We start from the raw sequence: 1360 nt of genomic DNA on the forward strand, positions 1-1360 counted from the left end.
ACGAGGCCGACCAGGTGATCGAGCACCTCAAGCACAAGGGTCTCGGGGTCGGGTTCGCCTGCCGGGTGCTGGGGCTGTCCGAGTCGGCGTATTACTGATTTCGGCGCTTCAGGGTGATGGTGGTGGGAGGTCGAGGGAGAGTCCGGTCCCGGCAACGAAACCGTCAAGGAGATCCGGGCGGTACTGGAGGCGTTTGAGTCGGTTGCGGACGAGGGCTTCGAGCCGGTCGAGAGCCACGCTCGCGAGGTTGGCGAGACTGCGTTTGACGTGGGCCCACAGGTACTCGACCGCGTTCAGTTCGGGTGCATAGGAGGGCAGGATGAACACCGTCAGCCACTGCCGTGCCTCGATCAGCTCGCGCATGGTGTGGGAGACGTGGGTGTTCAACCGGTCCCATACGAGCACGATCGGTGCCTTGACCAGCTGGTGCATCCCGTCGATCAGGCGGATGTAGTCGTCCTCGGACAGGCTCCGGCGCTCGCCCTTGCGTCCGGTGTGCAGCCGCAGCCGGTTGCACAGCCGGGTCCTCGAGCCCGGACGCGTCGCGATCAGCCCGGCGACGGAGACCCTCCCGGAACGGCGGCCGGACACTCTCACGACCGGGGTGATGCCCCGCCTGCCCCAGGTGCGGCCCTTCGGCGGCCTGCGGGTGAACCCGGCTTCGTCCTCGAAGCAGATGAAGCCGTCACAGGCCGCCCGGGCGCTTTTACCTCCCCCCACGTCGCCTCCTTCCACACGGCGATGGCCTGCTCGTCGCGTTCCGCGGCTCTGCGAGCAGGAACCTGCGGGGTGAACCCGAGCCGGCGCATCAGCCGGGTGGCTCCCGAGACGCTGTAGGAGACGTGGAACTTCCTGCCGATCAGCGTCGCCACCCGCGCACCGGTCCACACCTGGTCTTGGTCCCAGCCGTGCGCAGCCGGCCCCTCCTCCAGGTACGCGGCCAGCTTCTCCAGGCAGCGCGGGGACAGCCGGCACCGCGATCCGCTCGGGCCACGGGAGGCCAGAGCCCGAACACCGCCGTCCCGCCATAGCTGATGCCATTGATAGGCCGACTTCGGGCTCACCCGCAGGCGCCGTGCCACCTCCAGCGGCTTGATCCTCTGCTCGAACAGCTCGGCCGCCTGATTCCGTACCGTCTCCCGGCGCCGCCGTCCCGCAGCAGACAGCCCGCCCCCATCCCCATATCTCACACACCACCAGATACAGCCAGCACTGCCAGCCCATCAGGGACTTCGAGCGAGTTCACCCTGACGAGCCGCAGTCAGTACGCACGCAAGAAGCGGCCGAAGTCGGCCCGCCGGCTGCGCGACGAGCAGCTCATGCCGCTGATCGAACAGGTCCATGCCGAGTCCGGCGGCAC

At 68.3% G+C, this 1360-nt stretch carries 1 protein-coding gene; it reads right to left on the bottom strand.

What is annotated here, in order from left to right:
* Window positions 1–108: 108 nt before the first annotated feature.
* A protein-coding gene (locus ACWC2T_RS46055; RefSeq protein ID WP_450676247.1) for an IS630 family transposase occupies window positions 109–1190 on the bottom strand; the annotation gives its coding sequence in 2 pieces (ribosomal slippage) (window positions 109–702 and window positions 705–1190; 1080 coding nt in all).
* Between the last annotated feature and the right edge of the window lie 170 nt (window positions 1191–1360).

The sequence above is a fragment of the Streptomyces sp. NPDC001393 genome, assembly GCF_053597455.1.